The following is a 23163-nucleotide window of genomic DNA, read 5'->3' as shown; positions in this document are numbered from 1 at the left end:
CTCTGCTACGACAACGTTTCACCATAACCTAAGCCTCCATAATTTGTGGCCAACTCAATCGTTATCGCTCACCTCTCAATCGGCTTCTCCATCACACGCCAAAGCGCGGCAGTCGTGGCCGCGTCACCTGCGGCGCTATGCGCCCGGCCCTGGAATTCAATGCCAGCGGCGGCCGCCGCGTTCACCAGGGAAATCGTGCCATATTGGTTGGTTGCCCCGAAAACATCAGCCGCCCGGTACATCGCGCACTCGGTTTCCAGTTCGAGAATCCAGCGAACAGCAAAATCATAGGCTTCGACGCCTTGGCCTTCGGTGTGCGCTTCGGCGGTCTGGTGCAAAATCCGAAGATCAAAGTCGCTGTTAAAAATAACCACCCTTTTGCCTTCCAGCGCCGCCCGCACCTGCTCTGAAACTTCTGGCCATGCCGGGGCACTGGCCAGCCTCTCCGGGCCAATGCCGTGGATCGCTGCCGCCTCGGGGTCTACCGGCACGGTCGGCTTCACCAGGCTCTCAAAAAGCACCGCCCCGGTGCTGTCCACAATGGCGATTTCGACAACCTGGGCATCGTCATCGAGGCCCGTGGTTTCGGTATCCAAAAAAACGGTTTCCATCATTTCCTCCGGTTGAACCAGTCTTCCAGGTTCGCTGCCCCAATTCGCTGTTCGATAATTTTGTGAGCGGCGTTTTTTTTGCTTGGATGTGAACGACCGGCGCTTTCGATAAACCTCTGACATCGAGCGCAGAAAGTCCCTCTCCCACGGCGTGAGCTTCTGATACAACTCGTTGTTGAACAACACTCGATCGATCAGGACGCTCATTTTTTATCTGGACTCATTGCGGATTACTCGTCTTTTCGGCCTCTTCGAGAACGGCCACCCGCTCGGCCAGGCTGTCCCGCTCGCTTTGCAGTTCGGCGTTCCGTTTATGTTCAAGGGCAATTTGTGCTCGCATGAAAAGCAAAAATGCTTAGCAAGATGCCGCTGCCTAAAAGGTGGAGGAAGTTGGAATCAAAGTAGTGATTGAGTAAATGCCGATTTTGGCGCACGGGAAAACGAAACCCTATTGAGGAAAGGTTGCTCTTTCTTGGCGCATGTAGTAACGTAGCTACATATGTCAAGCGTGCGAGGTGTCACCATGATAATCACCACCTTATCAAGTCGCGAGTTCAACCAACGCGCAAGCGAAGCAAAACGAGCCGCAAACAATGGCTTGGTTTTCATCACAGACCGGGGGCGTCCGGCTCACGTCCTCATGAGCATCGAGGATTATCAGCGCATTACCGGAAACCACAAAAAAATTGCCGATTTGCTGGCAATGCCGGAGATTGCCGATATTGACCTTGAGATTCCGCGTTCGCGTGAACATGCACGACCTGCGGATCTTTCCTGATGTTTGTTCTTGACACTAATGTAGTTTCTGAATTGCGGAAGATTCGCGCTGGCCGATCCGACAAGAACGTGGAGCGGTGGGCCGATAGCGTGGATTCAGAAGATCTGTATTTGTCAGCCATCACTGTTCAAGAGCTGGAAATCGGCGTGTTACTGGCCGAGCGCCGCGACCCGCCGCAAGGAGGTATCTTTCGGGCGTGGTTAGAAGGGCATGTTTTGCCTGCCTTCGCGGGACGCATCCTGTCGGTTGATCCAGCCGTTGCCCAGCGGAGCGCGGCACTTCATGTGCCGGATCCGAACCCTTTCAGGGATAGCCTAATTGCGGCAACCGCGCTTGTTCATGGAATGACGATAGTTACGCGGAACGTATCTGACTTTCAGTCGACCGGCGTGCCGCTCTTAAACCCATGGGACGAACAACATTAAAACGAAAAATCGATCTGGGAAATCGGGCGTCGGAGTTTGCCATACTATGACAACAAAATTCCAGGTCGATAAATCGTGTAAACCGTACACAATTCCTGACGGGACGTTAACGGGAACCCCCTCATATCGACAAAGGCTTGTTAGCGCTGCTCAAACAGAAAGCAATGAAATCAGTTGAAGGCGGGCGGCGATCACCACATCAGTTGGTGTGATGAAACCGGCACAAAGACGTGCCCTGAAACCCACTTCAGGACCGGGCGGCCTTCAGAAAAGCCACTGCACATAAGAAAGCCCTTATGGTAAACCGGCATTTCCGATCCGAGTTTTCTTTTGGCGCGTGTCAGCCGCCGCAAGTCTGCTTGCAGCTCCCCCCACTATTTATGGGGTCCAACTCCCAAAACCCGGATTCACAGAATAATAAATCAACCAGATGATCTCCGGATCTGTTAGTTCTCGGTAGATATCGGCCTGGCGTACGGCAGGGCATCCCCAAGAGGACTCAATTAACTGTTCGGCGACAATTAGGGTGACCGACCGGACAAGACAGTTGGGGGCAGGTCACGTTAACAAACAGTTACTTAAAAACTTTTTCTTTTTTGCATCTGTTGTCAATACTTCATTGAGTACGAATCACGCTGCAAATACGCATCGATGCCTAGGTGCAGCGGCTTTCGAGACATACTCGACACATAATAATCTTATTCAGATCGGGGATTGCCCCCAGTCGGTCAGCTCAGAGTTGCTTTGGGATTGCGCATAAAGGGCTTTCTGTGAAGAACCCCATCTGTCAGCAGAGCATCGCACCATGAGCGACATTGAATTTTCCGTGCTGGAAGCGCAGCAGAACATCCATGAACTGATTGCCCAGCAACACCCACTGGAACAGACGTTGGACGCCATAGCCGACTGGGTCGGCAGCATGATGCCAGGAGCGCTGGTTTCCATCATGCGTTTTCATCCGGCCACCAACCGCCTAAGTCTGATGCCCAGCGACCGGTTTTCAGATCGTTTTTTCCAGGCCATGCAGGATATTCAGGTGGCTGAGAACATGGGCACTTGCGGTACAGCGGCCTTTACTAAAGACTTAGTGATTACTGATAACATTCAAGAAGATCGTCGCTGGACGGGCTTCCATGCCATCGCCGAGGAAGAAGGTGTCCGTGCCTGCTGGTCCATGCCGGTTTTCACCTCGAAAAACGAACTCCTGGGCACCTTTGCCACCTACTACCGCGCGCCAGCCACCCCCACTGTGGGTGCGCAACGCAACCTGGCCCGGGGCGCTGCCCTGGTCGCCCTGGCCATTCTCCGACACCGGGACGCTGAGAACCATAGAGCCCTCTCCGAGTGGCACCGGACCCTGTTCGACAACCATCCCGATGCTGTATACACGTTCGACCTTGAGGGTCGCTTCCAAAGCTGTAACAAGGCATTGGAAAAAATTTCTGGCTATTCTGCGGATAGCCTGCACGGTCGTCACTTCAACCTCTTCATTGAACCTGATTACCACGCACAGACCCAGGCCGCATTCGACAGAGCTCGAAACGGTGAAGTCATCACCTACGAAACCATAGGCACTCACGCCTTCGGCCACCCCTACTTTCTGGAGGTCACCAAGTTCCCGGTCATCATCCAGGGTGAGATTGTCGGCGTCTACGGCCTCTGCCGCGACATTTCCGAGCGCAAACACCAGGATGCGGACCTGCACCTACTCAAGCGTGGCATTGAAGCAAATCCCAACGGTATGCTGATGGTGGACGCACGCAGTCCAGACATGCCGGTGGTCTATGCCAACCCCGCGTTTACTGAAATGACGGGTTATCCTCACCACGAAGTCATAGGGCGTAACTGCCGTTTTCTTCAGGGAGAAGACACCGCCCCGGAAGCGCTCGAAACCATACGGCAGGGGCTGCATCATCAAACCGAGGTCAATGTCGAGCTGATCAACTACCGAAAGGACGGTACGCCATTCTGGAATCACCTTCGGATCAGTCCGGTGTTCGACCATGACGGCCGATGCACTCACCTTATTGGCACTCATCAGGATATAACCTACCAACGGGAGCAGGAAGCTCATATTACCTACCAGGCCACCCATGACCTGCTGACCGGCTTGCCCAATGAGGCCTCTTTTCAAGGGACGCTGCGTGACGCACTGATGGCTGATGCTGGGCGTGGCGCGGTAGCAGTCCTGTATCTGGACCTGGACGGGTTCAAGCCCATCAATGACGAACTGGGGCACCATGTCGGCAACCAGGTACTCATAACCATTGCCCGGCGGCTGATGGACCTGACAGCACCCGAGGCGACCGTTGCCCGGTTGGTCGGCGATGAGTTTGGCCTGCTGATACCCGCTTACAGGAACCGGAACGAGGTTATTAAGCAGGCAGAACAAATATTGGCGCGACTTGCACAGCCGATCGACGTGGATGGCCAGATGGTTCACATCAGCGCCAGTATCGGGATCGCCTGTAACTGCACCCCTCTGGACGCCCCTCACGAATTGCTCCAGTTTGCCGACATTGCCCGGGAGCGGGCGAAGCGTCAGGGCAGAAACACCTGGCAATGGCACAGTGGCCAGAAAGCCGAGCGCAGCCGGCACAGCGTGAAGCTCAGGCATGACCTTCACACCGCGCTGAATGAAAACCAGTTTGAAATCCACTACCAGCCCCTAGTGGACGCTATCACTGGACGCATGCGCAGTGTCGAAGCGTTGGTGCGGTGGCACCACCCCGTCAGGGGGATGATCTCGCCCGGTGAGTTCATTCCACTGGCCGAGCAGACCGGCCAGATCGTCCCCCTCGGCCTCTGGGTCCTCAAACAGGCCTGCATAGAAATCGCAGACTTCAACGCTCAGCGGGAAAGGGGCCTACGTGTCGCAGTTAACATTTCATCGTTGCAGTTCATCCGTGACGGCTTCCTGGATGACGTCCGCAGGGTACTGGCAGAAACGGGCCTTGCGCCACAACTGCTGGAACTGGAGGTCACTGAAAGCGTTCTTCTGGACGGGGCGGAGCCTGTGATCGAGCTGATGGAAACCCTCAAAACCCTCGGCGTACGTGTGGCCCTGGATGATTTCGGGACCGGCTTCTCCAGCCTGAGCTATCTTCGGGATCTGCCCACCCACAAGGTAAAACTCGATCGAAGTTTTGTGGCGAAAACCACAACCGATCACCGGATTGCCGCCATCGTGCAGGGGGTCATTACCATGGCCCATCATATGGATATGATCGTGGTGGCAGAAGGGATAGAAACCCGGGAACAGCAAGACGACCTGGCCCGCCGGCACTGCGATATCCTGCAGGGGTATCTGTTTGCCCGGCCAATGCCTCTGGCAGAGTTGAAAAAGCTGCCTGATCTCCTGCCGGTGTAGCCCGCGACATGACGATACTCGATGTAAACACGACTTCACTGGACTCAGAGCCTCAACTGCAAAAGACAAGCAGAGGGAAGAGTGCTCAGCCGATATTGAATAGTGCGCCCGGCTCAAACATCCTGCCACAGTGGACTGAATTACGAGGAGCGGGGTAAGCGATCCATTTCCGCCGCCCGTTGGGGCTATTTAAGAGGTAGCTGGGATAGGTTGGCCATCAATGGGGATCTGGCGACTACTTTCCAGTCTTCACATGCCACCAATCCGAGGCACCATCTAAAAGATTACCTTTTGATACATGAAAAACATTATAAAATCTTCAGGCACTGTATACCATCTCACCCTACTCATTGGTAAAGTCTTTTGGCTTGATGCCGGCCCTGATGTCAGCCTCTCCCCGGGGTCGAAAGCATAGAGTTTAAGCCAAATGACGTCCTCCCGGGAATCGCTATTAGCGGACTAGAACTCGTCTTACCAAGCGCTAACGAGGAGGTACCACAAGAGCTCTTATCGTGTATCGCAGATGAACCCGATTCCACACCTGCCTGGCTCACTGCATAAGAGGTTGAGGGAGGCTACCCAAGCATCCCACCTTGGTGTAGAGCGACATCCGCTGCTCGCAGCGTTATTGCATCCGGAGCTTGATCAACATGCTTATATCCGGGTGCTGCAGGCTTTTCGTAGCTTTTATCAAGCCTGCGAGCCTGGGCTTACCTATGGGCTAATCGCCGGCACAGTGGCCGGGTCAGTGCAGTACCGGTATCAGCCTCGGTCCCAGCTACTGGCTGAGCACTTACACGACCTTAATGCCAACGGCTTTGCACTGGCGGTAGAGCCTGATGTTCTAGGCTCGTCGGTGCTTCAGGCGCCGGAGCACATTCTGGGCTGGCTGTATGTACTGGAAGGTGCCAACCAGGGTGGGCGGGTCATTGCACCGAGAGTGTCACGGGCGCTGGGACTTAATGAAACCTTTGGTGCACGATACTTCCATTTATACACTCGAAACAATTGGCGGCTGTTCCAAACGCTGATGAAAACGTGCCAGGGTTCTTACGGCCACTCCAAGGTCGTTGATGGCGCGATAGCGGCTTTTGAGAATCTGCTGGTGCGTTTGAACGCCGGTAGCACCACTGAAAGGGTCTGATCCATGCCCGACTACACCAAGAGCGAGATTGAAGCTGCCCTTCAGGATTGTGCCCGGGAACCCGTGCATAGCCCCAATGCCATTCAACCCAATGGGGGGCTGATCAGCACTGATCTGGCACTAGAACAGATATGCCAGGTCAGTGCCAATCTTGAAGATATTCTAGGCATCACACCTGCCGATGCCCTGACGGAGGATCCCGTCCAGCTACTGGGCACGGAGCTTGTACAACGATTGCGTTCCAGGTCCAATGACGCCGATGTCCCTCCGGTCAGCGTGTCCTTGGTTCGCCTTTCAGTTCGGGGTGTTGAGCGCAACTTCTCCGCGCGGCACTACATTAGTGGGCAAAGGATTGTGATTGAGCTGGAACTGCAGAAGGCCGACGCCAGAGATGACCAGTTACCCAGTCGCAGTGCCTGGGTGCAGCAAGTTAGTGCCGCAGACTCTCCGGAACAACTGCTTGAAAGTCTGGTGCAGACTGTAAGGCAACTGACCGGCTATGAGCGGGTGATGGTTTACCAGTTCGATGACGACGATCACGGCCGTGTCGTCGCAGAGTCCCGTGCGCCCGAAGCAGACAGTTACCTGGGGCATCACTTTCCCGCAAGCGATATACCGGCACAGGTCAGACACCTGTACAGCATCAACCCGATGCGCAGTATCCCTGATGCAACCGCGACTTCGGTGCCCCTGGTGCCAGAGGCAGATCCGGCTGAAGCGGCGCTTCTGGACCTTTCCCTTGGCAATCTGCGGGCCGTCTCGCCCATCCACTTGGTGTACCTCCAGAACATGGGGGTAGGTGCTGCCCTGTCGATTGCGATTCACGACGAGGACAGACTGTGGGGACTGCTTGCCTGCCATGGGCATCAGCCCAGGGTGGTGTCACCGGCAATGCGAGATGATATTACAGTGCTCGCTCAAGTAGCGGCATCACGTCTGATGCTGCTTCAAGCGCGACTCGACTCCCGTTTTCGCCAGCAAATCCGTGAAAGCCGTGAGCTGATGTTGATCCGCGACACCGGCAAAGTTCCCACGCTAAAAGCCCTTTTACAGAGGTATGGCGATAACTGGCTGACCCTTTTCAAAGCGAGCGGCCTGGCGCTTTTTTCCGGCGGTGAGCGATTCCATTTCGGGGCCGTACCAACGGGCAAGAGCCTCGACCGGATTGCAGAGTATTTTGCCAGCCAGCAAGGGCATCACGTCTGGCACACCCATTCGCTGGCGCGTAGCGATCTCGGCAACTGGTCCGATCAAGGCGATGCTTGTGGCCTGCTCGCAGTCAGGTTGCCCATGACAGGGAACAAAAATGGCTGGTTGCTATTTTTCAGATCCGGGCAAAAGCAAAGTCGAGTCTGGGCAGGCCGCCCGGAGGATCAGGCACAGCGGAGTCCAGAGGGCAAACTGTTCCTGACCCCAAGGCGTTCATTCGTCGCTTGGACAGAAACTGTAGAGGAACTGAGTGAGCCATGGACAGAGGTGGAACGACGCGCCGCGTTGGATCTCGGCGAGGACCTGGCTATGGTCTTGTTCAGTCGGGAGATCGACCAGTTGAATGCCAACCTCACCGATGCTAACCAGCGCTTGCAGAGGCTTGCGCAGACAGATGCATTGACCGGCCTGCCGAACCGGCGATTGCTTGAAGACAGAGTGGAAGTCAGTATCGCCCGTGCACAGCGGTACTGCCAGAGTATGGCGCTGTTGTTCCTGGACCTCGACGGATTCAAACAAATCAACGACACCCTTGGGCATCGCGCGGGCGACAAAATCATTCAGGCTGTGGCCGAGCGACTTCAGAACCTTGTCCGTCACGCCGATACCGTGGCCCGGCTTGGCGGCGATGAGTTTACAATCCTGTTGGACGAACTCAACGCCCCCGGGGATGCCGGCCTCATTGCCGACAAAGTGCTTCAGGCGTTCTCCTGCCCGTTCGAGCTGGAAGGAGAGGTTCTCAATGTCACTTTCAGCATGGGCATTTCGGTCTACCCAGCTGATGGGGATAACTTCCGTATGCTGATGCACCACGCCGACATGGCCATGTACCAGGCCAAAAACGAGGGCCGTAACGCCTACCGATTCTATAGTGAACGGCGATAAAGACAGGCCGCTGGAGCAAAAGCAAGACTGTCACCCCGGGCATCACCGGGCTCATCCATGTGACGAGCACTAGATAACCATTGGAGAACGGAAGCTGGAGGCAAGCTACATGAACATTGAGATAGAGATCGGCCCTGCGGGCCAGTTAACCCTCGAAGCTCCGCAACAAGACTGGTATGGGCGAGACCCGGAGCTTATTCAATATGCTCGATTTGCTGGCCAGGAAATGATGGCGATTCAAAAGTCGGATGATGAACCCGATGTATTCGAGCTTCATTTTCTCGGGTTGGTAGGTTCTGGTTTTCAGAGCATGTCCGAAGCCAAGGAATCTGCGCCGGCTTTTGCCAGAGAGGTTTTCGCGTATCTTAGCCAGATGATTAACGATTAAGTTAGATTGGAAAACGGTTCGTATTAAACAAACGGCGGGATTGATGCTCGTGTACGGGGCCGGCGCACTTGCTGCGGGGGTCTTTTACATTCCGATCATGCGGAATATCGCTGCGCATAATCTCAGATTATGGAAAATCGAACGCTGCTTAACGCTGCCAAGGCTTCAACGGCTGGGCCCGATTAGAGGGTTGGCAGACAAACGTGAAAAATAGCCCAAAAACACTCTCAACCTATTGAACTACCGGTTGTCGGTCACCCAACCTCGAGTTCATGCCATTCTGGCCGATAAAAGGAACTTGGCCTTGTTGTCGGCCCCGCAGACTCTACTCGACTGGGGACTGACCTTAGCGGATGCGGATTGCCTGGAAGACGCCGTGCCGAAGCCCCGGCGGGTGTCGAGTGAAGATGCTACGGCGTTGCGGAGCGCTCGGCGCCAGTTTTTTAAGCCGGTTGCCGGTCCCGGCAGCAAGGGTGTCTATCAGGGCGACAGTACGTTGAAGGCCTCCTGTCTCTGAAGAAGCGGCGAGTTACCTGTCTCAGTGGAAGGAAAAGCTCCTTAGCTGGCCTCGGAATCCGCGTGATGTTGCCTATTGATCTGGCGCAAGCCTGATCCCTGATCAATGTGTGACTTACGTTTGCCTCAATGATTAGCTTACGATTTACTGTTACTGAATCATCAATAGCAGGACAGTGACATGGACCCACAAACCCCTCGAGATCAGTTTCCTTTCATCAATGCCCGGGTAGCAAGACGCTGGCGCAAGTTGCTGGATGAGCGCCTGAAAGACCTGGGGGTTACCCAGGCTCGCTGGTTCACCATGATCTGCCTGCAGCGTGGTGGTGGAGGATTGACCCAGCGGGAGTTAGCCCACTTGATGACCATCGAGAATCCGACATTGGTCCGCCTGCTTGACAGCCTTGAGGAGCAGGGTCTGATTGAACGCCGGCGTAGTGAGCGTGATCGGCGCGCCAGGCTGCTGTATCTTACCCATGCCGGTGAGCGCTTTATGAGCGATCTGAATGAGCGGGCGAATGTGTTGCGAGAGGAGATGCTGAAAGGCATTGAAAATACCGACCTGGAAGTCGCCCTGCGTGTTTTTGAGCGGGTTATGGAAAATTCCGCCAACCTCAAAATTTCCTGAACCCGAGACATTTTTCAAGCGCGAGCGACAAGATTAGAGTTGGAGCGTTCCGCACATTCCACCGGTGCAGAACCATTCCATCACGGCTAGCCGTTAATCAGTAATTGTGTTACGTTCAGTTTATACTGAACAGATTGAACAAATTGTGCGGGCAACCGTCTCATCATTTCTGGCCGGCGACCAAAAAGTCGCCGTAGCGGAAGGTATGTCAGCATTCTGGGGCAAGTTTTTTTGCATCCTGAGCAACCCGCCTTGGCAGAGGGCTCTTCATTGAAATCTCGATGTTGCAGAAAGCGTTATCGGAATTGGTGCTCAGGTTTGTTGCTGGGTTCTCTTGTGACATCAGCTTCCGCTGAAGGCCTGCTGTCCCTGAAAGTGGAAAACGATGCGTTTTCCGCCGGCGGCGATGGTCAATATACCAACGGCGTAGAGGTGATCTGGGCCTTTGAGCCCCCGGATCGACATTGGACCCGCCGTCTTGCGGACGTCATTCCGGGCTGGTCTGGCAGTAGTCTTGCGGGCGTAACGTACCGGCTGGGGCAACAGATGTATACGCCGGAAGATATAAAGGTTGAAGCGCTTATTAAAGATGACCGTCCCTATGCCGGCCTTTTGTTTGGCGGGATTTCGCTACTGAGCGAAAGGGAGCGCGGTGGCTTGCGTTTGGCAGACAGCCTGCATATCGACGTGGGCATGGTGGGCCCGGCCTCCGGCGCTGAGGTGATTCAACGAAATTTCCATGAACTAATTGCGGCAGACAAGCCGAGGGGTTGGGACAACCAGCTTGATAACGAGCCAGTCATCAATTTCGGTTATGAACGTGCCTGGCTTATGAAGCAAAACTTTTCTGGACTGACCATTGAATATGGACCGTCTGCCGGGTTGGCGCTCGGCAACCTGTATACCTACGCTTCCAGTGGCCTTGGATTTCGTTTGGGAGAGGGGCTTGATCGTAGTTTCGGCATTCCATCAGTCGCCCCCGCGCAAGGCGGGCAATCCTCTTTTCGGCGGGATCAGGGCTTTAGCTGGTACCTCTTCGCTGCCGTTGAAGGGCGCTATATGGCGCACAACCTGCTGCTCGACGGCAACAGTTTCGAGGACAGCCACTCGGTTGATAGCCGCGAATGGGTTGGCGACGCCCAGGTGGGTGCGGCATTGACCTGGGATCGCTGGCAGATCGCTTACACCTACCTGTGGCGAAGCGAAGAATTTGAGGAAAAGGACGGCGTCGATCAGTTTGGATCGATCGTTCTGTCTACCTGGTTATAAATGAAGGCATGGATCGAACGGTTTTTGAGTCTTTGGCCCATTCAGAGGTTAGTTATATGCAGACAGAGAAGAGTTTGATGGCGCGTCTATTTGGGGTCCGCATGTTGCCAGTGTGGGTGGCGGCTTTGTTGCTGGCCGGTTGCGACAATTCCTCCGGTCAGGCAAAGGCTGAGCGGTCTGCACCGCCGCCTCCGGAAGTCGGGGTTGTTGAAATGCAGCCTCAGCGTGTGAACCTTTCAATGGAACTGCCGGGCAGAACTGCCGCTTACCGTATCTCGGAAGTGAGGCCGCAAGTCACGGGCATTTTGCAGGAGCGCTTGTTTGAACAAGGCGCCCAGGTCAAAGCAGGTGAGGTCCTCTACCAGATCGACCCCAACCGATACCGTGCTGCCCATCAGCGGGCCCAGGCAGAACTGGAGCGCGCACAGGCCGAATTGAGACAGGCGCAGCGGGAGTGGGCACGTACGTCAGACTTGTTTGAGAAGAACGCGGTCAGCAAGCGTCAACGTGATGAAGCGCTATCGGCCTTGGAGGCAGCCCGGGCGGATGTCTCCCGATCCCAGGCGATGGTCGAAACGGCGGGTATCGATCTGGCGTATACCGAGCTCAAGGCTCCCATCGCCGGGCGCATTGGCCCGACACTGTACACGGAGGGTGCGCTGGTGACCGCCAATCAGCCCCAGGTCCTGGCACGCGTGGTGCAGCTTGATCCCATGTATGTCGATATTCAGCTACCGGTCGAAAAACTGGCTCGAATTCGGTCGTCTCTGAAGGAGGGCGCGGCTTCTAAGGCCGGCCCAAATGAAGCCGAGACTGTTTTGTTGCGCGAAGACGGCACCCCCTATCCGCATAAGGGACGCGTTGACGTTACGGATGTAACCGTCAACCAAAGCACCAGTTCTGTCACGGTGAGAGCCGTCTTCCCCAATCCGGACGAAGACCTTCTGCCTGGAATGTACGTGCGCGTTCGTCTGAGTGAGGGAGTTCGGGAGAACGCCATTCTGGCGCCGCAGCAGGGCGTGAGCCGTAATCCGCAAGGAGAGGCCACCGCGTTGCTGGTCAACCCGGAGGGTGAAGTTGTCGCCCGCCAGTTAGAGGCAGAGCGGGCCATTGGTGCATTCTGGCTGGTGGAGAAGGGGTTGGAACCGGGAGATCGTCTCATCGTCTCCGGTCTGCAGAAGGTTCGGCCAGGAGCCAAGGTGAAGCCGGTTGCCGCAGATATTCCATTACATCCCACCCAAAACCAGCAAGCCAGTGGCAAGGATAATTCACAGAAAAGCGCCTCCGACGACGAGGGCCACGCACAATGATTAATTTCTTTATTTCCAGGCCCGTTTTTTCCTGGGTTCTGGCCATTGTCGCCATGCTGGCAGGTATCATGGCGATCTTCGTTTTGCCGGTCCAGCGGTATCCGTCGGTGGCACCGCCGGCGGTGGAAATTCAGGCCGACTATCCTGGCGCTTCGGCGGACACCGTGTCCAATACGGTGGTTCAGGTCATTGAACAAGAGATGACCGGCCTCGACAATCTGCTCTATATGGGGTCGACAGCGGATTCCTCAGGCCACGCTACGGTTACTCTCACCTTTGCGGCGGGCACCGATCCGGACATTGCTCAGGTCCAGGTACAGAACAAGCTCAAACTGGCGGAACCCCGACTCCCGGAAGTGGTGCGCCAGCAGGGGATCAGCGTCGAGAAATCCAGCACCAGCTTTCTGATGGTAATGGCATTCGTCTCTACCGACGGTCGCCTCAGCAAGCTGGATATCGCCGATTTTATCAGCTCCGAGTTAGCCGAACCCATTGGACGGGTAACCGGTATCGGCAGCGTGCAGGTTTTCGGCTCTGAATATGCGATGCGGATTTGGCTGGACCCTTCGGCGTTGACCAATTACGGCCTGACCGTCGCCGACGTGAGCGCCGCCATTGAGGCGCAAAACGCCCAGGTCACCGCCGGCCAGCTCGGCGGGCTGCCCGCAGTCGAGGGCCAGCAGCTCAATGCCACGGTCACCGCCCAGACCTTGCTCACCTCAACCGAAGAGTTCCGCAACATCCTGCTCAAGAGTATGCCCGACGGCTCCCGGGTGCGCCTGGGGGATGTTGCCCGCGTTGAGCTGGGCGGCGGTGCAGTCCAGATTGACACTTTCTACAATGGCGAACCGGCTGCCGGCCTTGGCATCAATCTGGCGCCGGGTGCCAACTCGCTTGCCGTCACAGAGGCTGTTAAAGCGCGGGTCCAGGAGCTCGAGCCCTATTTTCCCGAAGGGGTGGAGATTCGGTATCCCTACCAGACGGCCCCCTTCGTGGAGGCCTCCATCGACGCGGTGGTCACAACCATCATCGAGGCAATCGCCCTGGTGGTCCTGGTCATGCTCGTGTTTCTCCAGAGTTGGCGGGCTACCCTGATACCCGCCATCGCAATCCCGGTGGTGCTGTTGGGCACCTTTGCGATCATGGCGGCCTTCGGCTTTTCCATCAACATGCTCACCCTCTTCGGTCTCGTATTGGCGATCGGCCTTCTGGTGGATGACGCCATCGTGGTGGTTGAGAACGTCGAGCGTGTGATGCATGAGGACGGCCTGAGCCCGATGGAGGCGACGCGCAAGTCCATGGGGCAGATAGCCAGCGCGCTGATTGGCATCGGCGTGGTGTTGTCTGCTGTGTTTATCCCGATGGCCTTCTTTCCGGGCTCCACCGGGGCAATCTATCGGCAGTTTTCCCTGAGTATTGCTGGTGCCATGGTGCTTTCGGTGCTGGTGGCTCTGATTCTGAGCCCCATGCTGTGTGGTCGGATCCTCAAGCCCACGCACGAAAGAACCTTGCTGCAAAAACTGTTCGGCTGGTTTGAGGCAGGCCTGGGGCGACTGACCCGGGGCTATGTCCGGCTGGTTGGCCATACGGCACGCCACGCCTGGCTCTACACACTGGCGTTCCTGGGCATCGTCGGCCTGGTGGCCGTTCTCTTTGTGCGGTTGCCCGGCGGGTTCCTGCCCGCGGAAGACCAGGGGTTCGCCGTGGTGCAGTATCAGTTGCCCGCCGGTGCGACCCAGCAGCGTACAATCGATACGATTCAGGTTATCGAAGATTACTTTATGGACCAGGATGAGGTGCAGGGCCTCTTCACAATCGCTGGTTTCAGCTTCGCTGGCCGGGCGCAGAACGCGGGACTGGCGTTCGTCAATCTCAAGCCATGGAGTGAGCGCGATCCCGAGACGCAAAGCGCCGACGCGATCATTCAGCGGGCGAACCGGGCGCTTGCCGGGCTGGTGCGTGATGGGCGGGCTTTTGCTTTCAATTTGCCACCGATACCGGAATTGGGGCAGGCCCTGGGCTTTGAATTGCGTTTACAGGATCGGGGTGCCATCGGGCATGAAGCACTCATGGCAGCGCAAGGTCAATTGCTGCAGTTGGCGGCCGAAAGCCCCGTGCTGACGAGTGTGCGTCCCAACGGTTTGGCGGACAATCCCCGCTACAAAGTGGACATTGATCACGAAAAGGCACAGGCCCTTGGCATAGAGTTATCCGAGATCAGTCGACTTCTGTCGGTGACCTGGGGCTCGCAATACGTTAACGATTTTCTCCATGAGGGGCGGGTCAAGCGAGTCTATGTTCAGGGTGATGCCCCTTTCCGGATGCTGCCTGAGGATTTTGAGGCGTGGTATCTGCGAGCCGCTGATGGAGAGATGACCCCGTTGAGCGAAGTGACGAACGGACGCTGGGAGTATGGCTCACCGCGCCTTGAGCGTTTCAACGGTGTTCCGTCCCGCCAGATTCAGGGTGAGCCGGCTCCCGGTTACAGTACCGGTGAAGCCATGGTCGAGGTTGAGCGTTTGATCGCTCAACTCCCGGACGGTGTGGCCGGCGCCTGGAGCGGCCTGTCCTATCAGGAGCGCCAGGCCGGTGCCCAGGCATCCCTGCTTTACGCGCTGTCGGCACTGGTGGTGTTTCTGGCGCTCGCCGCGCTCTACGAAAGTTGGACCATACCCATTTCCGTGATGCTGGCGGTGCCCTTGGGCGTACTCGGGGCGGTACTTGCAGCGATGGTTCGCGGGCTTCCTAACGACGTCTTCTTCCAGGTTGGCATTCTGACCACCGTTGGTGTGACTGCGCGCAACGCTATACTTCTGGTGGAGTTCGCCCGAACACTCGAGGATCAGGGAATGAAGCTGATTGAGGCAACCAAGGAAGCGGCGCGAGTGCGCTTGAGGCCGATTCTGATGACATCGGTTGCTTTCGGCATGGGTGTGTTGCCGCTTGCTTTCGCCAGTGGTGCCGGTGCAACCACGCGTATTGCGATAGGAACGGCGGTTCTCGGCGGCATGATTTCGGCAACGATACTGGCGACGTTCTTTATTCCACTGTTCTATGTGGTCGTCCGCCGTATCACGGATTTTCTGAGTGGCTCCAGAGACCAGGATGACTCGGCTGCGGCCGCTCCCGGACGGGCAGATGGAGGTGTGGCTGATGACCGTTAAGGCATTGCTGACCACTGTGATGGCGTTGGCACTTGGTGGCTGCTCACTCGCGCCGACTGTTGAGAAACCCGAGCCGTCGGTGCCGGAAACCTGGACGTCCGCACGACTTTCGGCGGACGAGAAACTCCCCCTGGACTGGTGGCGTGGCTACGGCGATCCGGCACTTGTCACCCTTGTTGAGGAGGCGCTTGATGCCAACAGCGATCTGCAGCTCGCGGCTGGCCGGGTTGCCGAAGCACGGGCGCTCCTTACCGGGCAGCAGGCAGAGCAATACCCGCTTCTGGAGGTGGAGGGCTCAGCGGTGCGCCAGGGACCGAGTGAAGAGGCCGTCAACAGCGCTGGTGGTGGTCAACCCTTCAACGATATCCAGGTTGGTGGGGTGCTATCGTACGAGCTGGATCTCTGGGGGCGGCTTGCCAATGCCAGCGAAGCAGCCCGGGCACGGCTTCTGGCCAGTGCAGCGAATCGCGAGGCCGTGCGACTGGCCGTGATTGGTGAGGTGGCCAATGGTTACTTCAATTTGCGTGCGCTTGATCGTCAGATCGACATCGCGGAACGCACCGTGTCGTCCCGCCGCGAATCGGTCGCCCTGCAACGGGCCCGGTTTGAAGGAGGCGAGATTAATGAATTGGCCCTGCGGCAGGCAGAATCCGAGCTTGCGGCCGCTGAATCCGAACTTCCGAGGCTTCGCCAACAGCGCTCCCTTCAGCGAAACGCCTTGGCAGTGCTTCTGGGGCGAGATCCACAACGGATTGTACGGAGTGATATTTCCGTAGCGAATACCATTGGTGAGATGGATGTTCCGGCCAGTATCCCTGCAGGCCGACCAGCAGATCTGATGGTTCGGCGACCCGACATTGCCGCAGCCGAACAGGAATTGATCGCGGCCAACGCCGAAATCGGTGTTGCCCGGGCGGCGTTTCTGCCCAGGATTTCGTTTGAGGGGCTGCTGGGCCTGCGAAGTGCGTCCGGTGGCGACTTGTTCCAGGGCTCCGCATCCACTTGGCAGTTGGGCGGCTCGGTAGTCGGCCCGTTGCTGGACTTCGGGCGTTCCGAGGCACTGGTCAATCAGGCGGAGGCGCGTCAACGCCAGGCCCTGATTGCGTATCGTCAGGCCATTCAGGTGGCGTTTCGGGAGGTGCTCGACGCTATGGCCGGGGTGCGTGGTACCGAAGAGCGCCTGGAAGCGCAGGCCCGGCAGGTAGCAGCACTGCGAAGCACGGCTAAACTTGCGCGATTGCGCTTTGAGGGTGGCGCATCCAGTTACCTGGAGGTGCTGGACGCTGAACGAAGCCTGTTTACAACCGAACTTGATCTCGTGGAAACGCGGCGCGATCACTTGCAGTCGACGGTTAATTTGTATCGCGCGCTGGGCGGGGGTTGGCAGAATTCATTGCAATCTTCTGATTATGAAAACACTGACTGAATCAGACAGGCGTTTTATTGAGCGCCTCGGTCTTCAGGCTCAATCTGAAGGCTTTTCCCGCATCGCTGGGCAACTTTGGGCGACACTGATCGTGTCGGATGGTCCCGTCAGCTCATCGCAGCTTGTGGATACGTTGCGTGTCAGTAAGGCGAGCGTCAGTACGAATACGTGCTTTCTTGAAAGACTCGGCATTGTTGAGCGTCGAACAATGCCGGGTGAGCGCCAGGACTTCTTCGCGATTCGTCCCCATCCCTACGCTGCCTTGGTGGAAGGGCAGATAAAACGGCTCGAGGCCAGAAAGGAGGTGATCGCCGAAGCCAAGGCAACCATTACCAATGAACAAACGCTTGCCAAGCTGGCTGATCTGGATCAGTTCTACACCCTGTATTATGAGAGCTCCAAAGACCTTCTAAAGCAGCTGAAATCTCAAATCCATGGACATAAAAAATAATAACATCAAAGGTTTAACCTTGGATTTAATCCGGGCCTGAAGGAAACGCGGGCTATGTCAGAGCAACCCTGGCTGGTGTTACTGCGAGGAGGCCTGGACCGTCCTTGCTGTTTGGAATGTCTTGTCAGCGGCTCAAAGCAAAGCAGAATAGTTAAATTGCCTCTTGCGCACCTACCTACTGATAGGTAACTTAAACATCGTATGCTTAATGACCAACAGAGGTAATCCATGAAAATTTACGACACTGAAGGCTTTCCCAATCCGCTACGGGTTCGCATCGCCCTGGCAGAAAAAGGCGCAACAAATAAGGTGGAATTCGTCCCGGTCGATGTCATGGGTGGGGAGCACCGTTCCGATGCGTTCAAGACGAAAAACCCGGATGCCACCGTGCCCATGCTGGAACTTGACGACGGCACCTGCATCGCCCAGTGCAACGCCATCACCGAATATATCGACGGTGTCTTCGATGGCCCGTCCCTTATGGGTACAACCCCAGCGGAGCGTGCCCGTATCGCAATGATGAATCTGCGGGCAGAAAACGGTCTGATGAACGCCGTGGGTGCCTATTTCCATCACGCGACCCCGGGGCTCGGTCCGGATCTGGAAACCTGGCAATGCGCTGAGTGGGGCAATAAACAGAAAGAAGTGGCCAGCGCAACCATGGCCTACCTTGACAGCGTTCTGGCGGACAACGAGTTTCTCGCAGGTGACAGCTTCTCGGTCGCAGACATCACCGCCTTTGCCGGTCTGGGGTTTGCGGATTTCGCGAAGGTTGACATTCCCGAGTCCCTGACCAATCTACAGGCCTGGCGCGCAAAAGTCGCAGCCCGTCCTTCAATCGCCGGATGACCCGAAACTTTCGGATTTAATGCAAGCGCTGAAAACAGGAAGGTCTCAAAAGGGAGAAATAACATGGAGATCAATGCAGATTTCTCCAAACCGGTGGTTGTGCATTCCGACCAGATTGAATGGGAGCCCTCGCCCATGAAAGGGGTGGAGCGGCGCATGCTGGACCGGATCGGAGACGAAGTTGCCCGCGCCACCACCATCGTGCGTTATGCGCCGGGCAGTCATTTCTCGGCGCATACCCATACTGGGGGAGAAGAATTCATCGTACTCGACGGTGTGTTCCAGGACGAGCACGGTGATTTCCCTGCCGGCAGTTATGTGCGCAACCCTCCAACCACCTCACATATTCCGGGCTCTGACACAGGCTGCACGATATTTGTGAAACTGTGGCAGTTCGACCTGGCCGACCGCACCCAGTTCAGCAAGAATATGGAGGCCGGGCTGGGCGCCCCGGTAGACGGCGTTGCCACTGCAAAGCTGCATGAGGACAATCGTGAGATCGTGACCTACAGCCAGCTCGATGCGGGGGCGACACTGACCTCTGAGGCGCCCGGCGGAATCGAGCTGCTGGTGATCGAAGGTTCGGTTACCATGGAAGGCGAGGTGCTGGCCAGGCATGACTGGCTGCGCCTCCCCGAAGGACACAGGTTGTCCGTGACGGCCGGGGACGACGGCGCCAAGATCTGGATGAAAACGGGGCACCTGCGATTTGCCGGGGCACCGAGGGTATAAGGCCCGGCAATAGCGGGATTGCAAAGGCAGGCAGGTGGATAACCATGAACCGTGATACCAGAACAGCCCTGATGGATCTTGCCGAGCACACCGTTCGGTCACGGGGCTTTGACGGGTTCAGCTACGCGGATCTGGCCGAGGCCATCGGCATTCGAAAGGCCTCGATCCATTATCATTTCCCCACCAAGGCGAAGCTCTCCGAAGCCTTGATCGAACGCTATCAGACCAGTCTGCAGCAGGGTCTTGCCGAGATCGAGGCAGCTCATACCAGCGCCGGCGCGCGCCTCAAGGCACTCATTGCCCTGTACCGCGGAGCGTTGCATGATGGCCAAACCGTGTGTCTGTGTGTTGCCTTTTCGACCTGCCGCGAAAGCCTGTCCGACACCGTCATTGCCAGAGTCGGCGCCGTTCGCGCAATGGTTCTGCAGTGGATTGCAGAAACGTTTGAGCTGGGGCACAGGGATGGATCCGTCTCGGCCATCGGTGATCCGACTGATGAAGCACCGGCGACCCTGGCGATGCTGGAAGGTGCCCACCTCGCAGCGCGCACCGAAGAAGACCTTGGCGTGTTTGATGCTGCAACGCGACTGCTGAGCGCCCGCTGCCAGTAACGACTGGGCAAGCATCGCGCTTTGCTTTATGGCTCCCGGTACATTATCGCTACGCAAACCGACCCATAACGAATGAAAAGGAGCAAACAGATGATGAGCACCCTGAAAACAGCACTGGCAGCAGCCACGCTGTCACTCACTGTTGCAAGTACGCAGGTACTGGCAGAAACGCAAACCAGAACCATCGAGTATCAAGTCGGCGACGAGACCTTCACCGGCTACATGGCCTGGGATGATGAATTCGGGCAGAAGCGTCCGGGGGTTCTGGTTGTCCATGAATGGTGGGGGCACAATGAATTCGCGCGAAATCAGGCAGAACGGCTTGCTTCCGCCGGCTATACAGCGTTTGCACTGGATATGTATGGCTCTGGCAAACAAGCCGACCATCCCGATACTGCCCAGCAATTCATGCAGGAAGCCACCAGGGACATGGACCAGGTCAAGGCACGCTTCATGAAGGCGATGGACATCCTGAAGAACCACGAAAGTGTTGATGCGTCCCGAATTGCAGCGCAGGGTTACTGCTTTGGCGGTGCCGTCGTTCTCAACATGGCGCGCATGGGTGTTGATCTGGACGGCGTTGTCAGCTTCCACGGTGCGCTCGGCAGCCCTCTCCAGGCTGAACCCGGGTCTGTAAAAGCCAGGGTCCAGGTGTATACCGGCGGTGCCGACAAGCTGGTCCCCTCGGATCAGGTGGCGAGCCTGGTCAAAGAGATGCAGGATGCCGAAGTCGATCTGACACTGGTGAGCTTCCCCGGAGTGCTGCACTCATTTACCAACCCGGGTGCTGACAAGATCGCCGAGGAGTTCGGCATGCCGGTGGGTTATGACGAAGCGGCTGCCGCCCGCTCCTGGGATGGCGCTATGCGTTTCTATAAGGCCATCTTCGCCGAGTAACACAAGCGAATGCAAAAAAACCGAAACCGGCAGTCTTTACAGTGAATTCTGGAACACCAACCGAAAAGCATGAGGAGGTGCAACATGGCAACTGAGAGTTTACCGCGGTTCAATGATGACAATCGTCCAGGCTACAAGTCGCTGGGCAACTCGGGTCTGTTCGTCTCCGAACTGTGTCTGGGCACCATGACCTTCGGCGGTGATGAGGACATCTGGGGGCTGATCGGCCAGTTGCAGCAGGAACAGGCCGACGAACTGGTGAAGATCGCCCTGGAAGCGGGGATTAACTTTATCGATACCGCCAACATCTATGGTTTCGGCGCCAGTGAGCGCATTGTTGGCCAGTCCCTGAAGAACCTCGGCGTTCGCCGGGAAGATGTCGTGCTGGCCACCAAGGTGCTCGGCCCGATGGGCGAGGGCCCCAATGCCCGTGGCGCTTCCCGCGGCCACATCATGAATGAATGCAAGGCGAGCCTGGCGCGCCTGCAAACGGATTATATCGACCTGTACCAGATCCACGGTTTTGACCCGGCCACCCCGATCGAGGAGACCCTGGGGGCACTGAACACCCTGGTGCAACAGGGCCATGTGCGGTACGTGGGTTTGTCCAACTGGGCCGCCTGGCAGGTGATGAAAGCCATCGGCATCAGCCGGGCCCGCAACCTGTGCCCGATCATATCCCTGCAGGCCCACTATACCCTCGTGGGTCGCGACCTGGAGCGGGATATTATTCCGATGCTGGAATCTGAAAACGTCGGGCTGATGGTGTGGAGCCCCCTGGCAGGCGGTTATCTGTCCGGTAAATACGAGGGGCCGGACGTGTCCGAGGAAAACCGGCGTGCCAAGTTTGACTTTCCGCCCGTCAACCGTGAGCGGGGCAGCAAAGTCATCAAGGTGATGCGGGAGATTGCCGACGGAAAGCAGATGGACGGCGAGCCGGTTACCGTAGCCCAAATCGCCCTGGCGTGGCTGCTACACCAGAAGCCTGTATCCAGTATTATCGTTGGCGCCAAGCGGCCGGAGCAGCTGAAAGCCAATATCCAGGCAGCGCAGATCCGGTTGTCGGGCCAAGAACTTAATGCGCTCGACGAGGTGAGCCGTATACCAGAGGAGTATCCGGGCTGGATGATGAAAATGATGGCCGGGTACCGGGATCATAAGAAGGATTAGGTCTGGCACAGTCCCGGCGCAGAGGCCTCTTGACTCTCTGTAAAATACGGCGCAAGCCTCATGACACAGGTAGATCAAATGCTTGACTGCTCTTGGTCATACCGAGGGCAGTCCCAGACCAGTCTTGTTCGATTGCTGGGTCTCGGCAAAGCCTTCAATGATCCCTATGTTGACCATGGATGCACCGAGCGTAGTCATGAATCTCGGCAAGAGGCTGTAAACAAGCTCGGATGAGATGTCCATAAACATCAAGACTAAGCCAAGTGTCCAAATGCCTTTTCGGCAATTTCCGGAAAAAGCCCTTTTTGGAACTTGTCGATTCAGGATCACTCTGTTGCAATGAGGTCATGAATTCCGTTTCCTGTGCTGCGCAAAGCCATCAATTTAAGCCCCGGCCGACAGAGAGATCTGCTGGAAACCTACCTCGAAGACATCCTTAACCCCCGGCAGGAACTGGTGCAGATGGGCAAGAGAATCGACTGGACCGCCTGCGAACGGCCAGTTGTGCACCATCAATCAAAAAGCCATGCAATTGCGGTGGTGGCTACCTCTGTGGAAACTCTGTGTAACGTACTTGTGTGCTTCCGATAGCGCCTTCACATGCTAGCCGCAGCCATGTTGTGGTCATAGCCCGTCTCATTATGTACCAGTGCCCAGGCGCAGGTCGGACAAACGTGCCAGTGGTGGCGCCACCAAGATCGGGACTCGCCGGCATGGGTGTGCCAGCGGTCAGATCAGCCGCCCTATCAGGGCGGATCAGTTATCGCTGCTGTCCGGCAGGTAGGCGCCGTCCTCGTCATGGACTTCCTGGCCGGTCACCGGCGGGGTGAAGGCGCAGATCAGGCGCATGTCCTCGGTGCCACCGTACAGGGTGTGCTTGTCGTGGTTGTCCAGGGCGTAGAGGGTACCGTCGGTAATCTCGTGAACTTCACCCGTGGCGAGGTCCTTGATGCGCCCGTTACCGGCAACGCAGTAAACGGCTTCCAGGTGGTGCTTGTACCAGAAAGTATGCTCGGAGCCTGCCTTGATGATCGTTTCGTGGAAGGAAAATCCCATTCCGTCCTTCTTGAGCAGCAGACGGCGGCTGGTCCACTGCTTGTCGCTGACTTCACGCTCGGTACCAATGATGTCCTGAACTTTAACGATTTTCATGGGCGTATCTCATGGTTGGTTGGTCAGAATCGGGTGAAACAGCTTTATAGAATAAACATTAGTGTGCCCTAACAAAAGTTCGTCGAATAATTTGTAGCTTAAGGTTATAATTGCAGAAAGCATCGACGGAGCTACTGCAATGGGTCGACCCGTTATTCCTTTGATCATTACAGACCAA

20 protein-coding genes are annotated in these 23163 nt (G+C 56.7%); 17 read left to right on the top strand and 3 right to left on the bottom strand.

Going from position 1 to position 23163, the window contains the following annotated elements; all coding sequences use genetic code 11:
- Positions 1 to 68 precede the first annotated feature (68 nt).
- The gene (locus CDH48_RS18325) at positions 69 to 611 is read right to left on the bottom strand and encodes a 3'-5' exonuclease (protein WP_227521176.1); all 543 of its coding nucleotides are present in this window, start codon (positions 609 to 611) and stop codon (positions 69 to 71) included.
- 523 nt (positions 612 to 1134) lie between these two features.
- Between CDH48_RS18325 and CDH48_RS18320 the strand changes: the two genes are divergently transcribed.
- The 17 genes from CDH48_RS18320 (at position 1135) to CDH48_RS18235 (ending at position 21833) form a co-directional block, all read left to right on the top strand.
- Positions 1135 to 1389, top strand: a complete 255-nt coding sequence (locus CDH48_RS18320; protein ID WP_100690148.1) for a type II toxin-antitoxin system Phd/YefM family antitoxin — start codon at positions 1135 to 1137, stop codon at positions 1387 to 1389.
- A complete protein-coding gene (locus CDH48_RS18315) occupies positions 1389 to 1814 on the top strand; it encodes a type II toxin-antitoxin system VapC family toxin (protein WP_100690147.1) in 426 nt (141 codons plus the stop codon). The genes CDH48_RS18320 and CDH48_RS18315 overlap by 1 nt, the downstream gene beginning before the upstream one ends.
- 805 nt (positions 1815 to 2619) lie before the next feature.
- Entirely contained in the window at positions 2620 to 5184 is a 2565-nt protein-coding gene (locus CDH48_RS18310; protein ID WP_100690146.1) for a bifunctional diguanylate cyclase/phosphodiesterase, read from the top strand.
- 523 nt (positions 5185 to 5707) lie between these two features.
- Complete coding sequence (locus CDH48_RS18305) at positions 5708 to 6328, top strand: biliverdin-producing heme oxygenase (protein WP_100690145.1); 621 nt, start codon at positions 5708 to 5710, stop codon at positions 6326 to 6328.
- A 3-nt stretch (positions 6329 to 6331) separates the two neighbouring features.
- Positions 6332 to 8422 (top strand): bifunctional diguanylate cyclase/phosphodiesterase, encoded by a 2091-nt coding sequence (locus CDH48_RS18300; RefSeq protein WP_100690144.1) that lies wholly within the window; start codon positions 6332 to 6334, stop codon positions 8420 to 8422.
- Positions 8423 to 8531: 109 nt separating this feature from the next.
- Positions 8532 to 8810, top strand: coding sequence for a hypothetical protein (locus CDH48_RS18295; protein WP_100690143.1), 279 nt, complete (start codon positions 8532 to 8534; stop codon positions 8808 to 8810).
- A 697-nt stretch (positions 8811 to 9507) separates the two neighbouring features.
- The gene (locus CDH48_RS18285) at positions 9508 to 9954 is read left to right on the top strand and encodes a MarR family transcriptional regulator (RefSeq protein ID WP_100690141.1); all 447 of its coding nucleotides are present in this window, start codon (positions 9508 to 9510) and stop codon (positions 9952 to 9954) included.
- A gap of 270 nt (positions 9955 to 10224) precedes the next feature.
- Positions 10225 to 11223, top strand: a complete 999-nt coding sequence (locus CDH48_RS18280) for a lipid A deacylase LpxR family protein (RefSeq protein WP_100690153.1) — start codon at positions 10225 to 10227, stop codon at positions 11221 to 11223.
- Between the two features lie 77 nt (positions 11224 to 11300).
- Positions 11301 to 12533 (top strand): efflux RND transporter periplasmic adaptor subunit, encoded by a 1233-nt coding sequence (locus CDH48_RS18275; protein WP_227521174.1) that lies wholly within the window; start codon positions 11301 to 11303, stop codon positions 12531 to 12533.
- On the top strand, positions 12530 to 15697 hold the full coding sequence (locus tag CDH48_RS18270) for an efflux RND transporter permease subunit (RefSeq protein WP_100690140.1): 3168 nt from the start codon (positions 12530 to 12532) through the stop codon (positions 15695 to 15697). Before CDH48_RS18275 ends, CDH48_RS18270 begins: the two co-directional genes overlap by 4 nt.
- Positions 15687 to 17123, top strand: coding sequence for an efflux transporter outer membrane subunit (locus CDH48_RS18265; RefSeq protein WP_100690151.1), 1437 nt, complete (start codon positions 15687 to 15689; stop codon positions 17121 to 17123). The genes CDH48_RS18270 and CDH48_RS18265 overlap by 11 nt, the downstream gene beginning before the upstream one ends.
- Positions 17107 to 17574, top strand: a complete 468-nt coding sequence (locus CDH48_RS18260) for a GbsR/MarR family transcriptional regulator (protein ID WP_011784128.1) — start codon at positions 17107 to 17109, stop codon at positions 17572 to 17574. The genes CDH48_RS18265 and CDH48_RS18260 overlap by 17 nt, the downstream gene beginning before the upstream one ends.
- Positions 17575 to 17802: 228 nt before the next feature.
- Positions 17803 to 18423, top strand: a complete 621-nt coding sequence (locus CDH48_RS18255; RefSeq protein ID WP_100690139.1) for a glutathione S-transferase family protein — start codon at positions 17803 to 17805, stop codon at positions 18421 to 18423.
- Positions 18424 to 18486: 63 nt separating this feature from the next.
- Positions 18487 to 19155 (top strand): cupin domain-containing protein, encoded by a 669-nt coding sequence (locus CDH48_RS18250; RefSeq protein ID WP_100690138.1) that lies wholly within the window; start codon positions 18487 to 18489, stop codon positions 19153 to 19155.
- Positions 19156 to 19199: 44 nt separating this feature from the next.
- Entirely contained in the window at positions 19200 to 19766 is a 567-nt protein-coding gene (locus CDH48_RS18245) for a TetR/AcrR family transcriptional regulator (RefSeq protein WP_100690137.1), read from the top strand.
- 90 nt (positions 19767 to 19856) lie between these two features.
- Entirely contained in the window at positions 19857 to 20663 is an 807-nt protein-coding gene (locus CDH48_RS18240; RefSeq protein WP_100690136.1) for a dienelactone hydrolase family protein, read from the top strand.
- Positions 20664 to 20747: 84 nt separating this feature from the next.
- Entirely contained in the window at positions 20748 to 21833 is a 1086-nt protein-coding gene (locus CDH48_RS18235; protein WP_100690135.1) for an aldo/keto reductase, read from the top strand.
- Between the two features lie 96 nt (positions 21834 to 21929).
- Here the strand turns inward: CDH48_RS18235 and CDH48_RS19760 are convergent, their stop codons facing one another.
- On the bottom strand, positions 21930 to 22076 hold the full coding sequence (locus CDH48_RS19760) for a hypothetical protein (RefSeq protein WP_198515533.1): 147 nt from the start codon (positions 22074 to 22076) through the stop codon (positions 21930 to 21932).
- 513 nt (positions 22077 to 22589) lie between these two features.
- Positions 22590 to 22985 (bottom strand): ectoine synthase, encoded by a 396-nt coding sequence (locus CDH48_RS18220; RefSeq protein WP_100690133.1) that lies wholly within the window; start codon positions 22983 to 22985, stop codon positions 22590 to 22592.
- Positions 22986 to 23163: the final 178 nt, after the last annotated feature.

Origin of the sequence: Marinobacter aromaticivorans (assembly GCF_002806975.1) — a bacterium.
Classification (GTDB): domain Bacteria; phylum Pseudomonadota; class Gammaproteobacteria; order Pseudomonadales; family Oleiphilaceae; genus Marinobacter; species Marinobacter aromaticivorans.
This window is presented reverse-complemented; position numbering and strand designations above follow the sequence as displayed.

What these genes read in the sequence shown, in the direction of transcription:
- CDH48_RS18320 (WP_100690148.1), top strand. Translation starts at nt 1,135, where the DNA reads ATGATAATCACCACCTTATCAAGTCGCGAGTTCAACCAACGCGCAAGC.
- CDH48_RS18315 (WP_100690147.1), top strand. Translation starts at nt 1,389, where the DNA reads ATGTTTGTTCTTGACACTAATGTAGTTTCTGAATTGCGGAAGATTCGC.
- CDH48_RS18220 (WP_100690133.1), bottom strand. Translation starts at nt 22,985, where the DNA reads ATGAAAATCGTTAAAGTTCAGGACATCATTGGTACCGAGCGTGAAGTC.
- CDH48_RS18285 (WP_100690141.1), top strand. Translation starts at nt 9,508, where the DNA reads ATGGACCCACAAACCCCTCGAGATCAGTTTCCTTTCATCAATGCCCGG.
- CDH48_RS18245 (WP_100690137.1), top strand. Translation starts at nt 19,200, where the DNA reads ATGAACCGTGATACCAGAACAGCCCTGATGGATCTTGCCGAGCACACC.
- CDH48_RS18255 (WP_100690139.1), top strand. Translation starts at nt 17,803, where the DNA reads ATGAAAATTTACGACACTGAAGGCTTTCCCAATCCGCTACGGGTTCGC.
- CDH48_RS19760 (WP_198515533.1), bottom strand. Translation starts at nt 22,076, where the DNA reads ATGGACATCTCATCCGAGCTTGTTTACAGCCTCTTGCCGAGATTCATG.
- CDH48_RS18250 (WP_100690138.1), top strand. Translation starts at nt 18,487, where the DNA reads ATGGAGATCAATGCAGATTTCTCCAAACCGGTGGTTGTGCATTCCGAC.
- CDH48_RS18310 (WP_100690146.1), top strand. Translation starts at nt 2,620, where the DNA reads ATGAGCGACATTGAATTTTCCGTGCTGGAAGCGCAGCAGAACATCCAT.
- CDH48_RS18265 (WP_100690151.1), top strand. Translation starts at nt 15,687, where the DNA reads ATGACCGTTAAGGCATTGCTGACCACTGTGATGGCGTTGGCACTTGGT.
- CDH48_RS18275 (WP_227521174.1), top strand. Translation starts at nt 11,301, where the DNA reads ATGGCGCGTCTATTTGGGGTCCGCATGTTGCCAGTGTGGGTGGCGGCT.
- CDH48_RS18240 (WP_100690136.1), top strand. Translation starts at nt 19,857, where the DNA reads ATGATGAGCACCCTGAAAACAGCACTGGCAGCAGCCACGCTGTCACTC.
- CDH48_RS18260 (WP_011784128.1), top strand. Translation starts at nt 17,107, where the DNA reads ATGAAAACACTGACTGAATCAGACAGGCGTTTTATTGAGCGCCTCGGT.
- CDH48_RS18235 (WP_100690135.1), top strand. Translation starts at nt 20,748, where the DNA reads ATGGCAACTGAGAGTTTACCGCGGTTCAATGATGACAATCGTCCAGGC.
- CDH48_RS18270 (WP_100690140.1), top strand. Translation starts at nt 12,530, where the DNA reads ATGATTAATTTCTTTATTTCCAGGCCCGTTTTTTCCTGGGTTCTGGCC.
- CDH48_RS18300 (WP_100690144.1), top strand. Translation starts at nt 6,332, where the DNA reads ATGCCCGACTACACCAAGAGCGAGATTGAAGCTGCCCTTCAGGATTGT.
- CDH48_RS18325 (WP_227521176.1), bottom strand. Translation starts at nt 611, where the DNA reads ATGGAAACCGTTTTTTTGGATACCGAAACCACGGGCCTCGATGACGAT.
- CDH48_RS18295 (WP_100690143.1), top strand. Translation starts at nt 8,532, where the DNA reads ATGAACATTGAGATAGAGATCGGCCCTGCGGGCCAGTTAACCCTCGAA.
- CDH48_RS18305 (WP_100690145.1), top strand. Translation starts at nt 5,708, where the DNA reads ATGAACCCGATTCCACACCTGCCTGGCTCACTGCATAAGAGGTTGAGG.